This is a genomic window from Streptomyces bohaiensis (assembly GCF_012033785.1).
In the GTDB taxonomy this organism is placed as follows: Bacteria; Actinomycetota; Actinomycetes; order Streptomycetales; family Streptomycetaceae; genus Streptomyces; species Streptomyces bohaiensis.
The window spans coordinates 1-1667 of sequence record NZ_JAAVJC010000499.1 but is presented as its reverse complement, the minus strand read 5'-3'; the positions used below and the strand labels follow the sequence as shown (position 1 = coordinate 1667).

The 1667-nt window shown below is 73.1% G+C and carries 1 protein-coding gene; it reads right to left on the bottom strand.

Annotated elements, in window-relative coordinates; genetic code table 11:
• Positions 1-180 precede the first annotated feature (180 nt).
• The gene (bla, locus tag HCN52_RS24265) at positions 181-1155 is read right to left on the bottom strand and encodes a class A beta-lactamase (RefSeq protein ID WP_168090561.1); all 975 of its coding nucleotides are present in this window, start codon (positions 1153-1155) and stop codon (positions 181-183) included.
• Between the last annotated feature and the right edge of the window lie 512 nt (positions 1156-1667).

Here is a 1667-nt window from a genome sequence, read left to right as displayed (position 1 = left end):
GCCATGGCCGAGACGCTCAACGAGTACGTCTTCGGTGACGTCCTCGACGCGCAGGAGAGCGACCAGCTCGTCGAGTGGATGACCACCAACACCACCGGTGCCACGCTGATCCCCGCCGGCCGGACCGCCGGGGTGGGGCACCGGCCGGGGGCCGGGTGCGGATCGCGCGCGGGCGCCGGGTCAGCGGCCGAGGGCGTCCAGCGAGTACAGGGCCGAGGTCGCCGCGCGGGCCACCAGCGCGTCGTCGTAGGTGGCGTCCGCCTCGTCGCGGCTGGAGAGGACGGCCATGATGATCGGGTCGCCCTCCTCCGGCCAGAGCACCGCGATGTCGTTGCGGGTGCCGTAGCCGCCGGCGCCGCTCTTGTCGCCGACCGTCCAGCTGTCCGGCACCCCGGCGGGGATCAGCGTGGCACCGGTGGTGTTGGTGGTCATCCACTCGACGAGCTGGTCGCTCTCCTGCGCGTCGAGGACGTCACCGAAGACGTACTCGTTGAGCGTCTCGGCCATGGCGCGGGGCGTGCTGGTGTCGCGGTCGTCGCCCGGGGTGGCCTCGTTGAGCTCGGTCTCGGTCCGGTTGACGTTGGTCGTCTCGTCGCCGATGCCGCGCAGCGCGGCCTGGAGTCCGGTGGGGCCGCCGAGGGCGTCGAACAGGAGGTTGGTCGCGGTGTTGTCGGACTGGCGCACCGCGGCGGCGGCTAGGTCCCGCAGCGTCATGCCCTCGGTGGTGAACCGCTCGGTGACCGGGGAGTGGGAGACCAGGTCGGCCTTCTCGTAGGAGACGACCGTGTCGATGCCGTCCAGGCCGTACTGGGCGAGGACGGCGCCGGCGGCGAACGCCTTGAAGGTGGAGGCGAACGCGAAGCGCTCGTCGGAGCGGTACTCGACCTCCTCGCCCGTGCCGGTGTCGAGGGCGTAGACACCGAGGCGGGCGTCGAACTCCTCCTCCAGCTGCTCGAAGGTGGAGGCCGCGGAGGCCTGCGCGTCGGGGTTCTTCTCCGAGGGCTCGACCTCCCGGTCACCCGCCGCAGCCGAACTGCCGTTGGCGTCCCCGGTCTCCGGGGAGCCGTCACCGGCCGAGCAACCGACCATCGCGACGACGGCGAGCGACAGGGCGAGGCCCACCGCTCTGCGACGGGGGCGGGCTGAGTGGTGCATGGGATGCGTCTCCTCGTGGTCCGGGACGGGGGAAACGCCACCGCTGGCTGGCGCGGCAGCGTTCTGCGCCTCACGCGTCCCGCGCGGTCACCGGCCGGCAGCGTCAGGTGTTGCTCGTGAGGGTAACCGGAGCACGGCCGACCGGTACGTACCTGTCAGGCATCGCTGGGCGAAAAGGTGACGCGGCGTGGGACGGCGGGCCGGCCCGCCGCTCTCCGAACGGGCCGCACGGGCGGCGGCCCGTCCGACCACCGTGCCGCAACTACGCAGCTCAGCAGAGCTGTTGCGCATGCCGCTGTCCGGCCTGCACCGGGTCACCGGAACGAGACAAGGATCACGGTACGGAACCGTTCGCAACGGCTTCCGTTCGCTGGTGCACACAACCGGCGGACAGCAGCGGGCCGGGGCGGGAGTGTGCGCCGGGGTCAGCCGGACGCGGCGGCCCTCAGCCGCGCGGTCCGGGACTGCGCGGCCGGGGCTGCGCGGCCGGGACTGCGCGGCCGGGCGGACGC

Coding starts and splice junctions, on each gene's coding strand:
- bla (WP_168090561.1), bottom strand. CDS start 1,155: ATGCACCACTCAGCCCGCCCCCGTCGCAGAGCGGTGGGCCTCGCCCTG.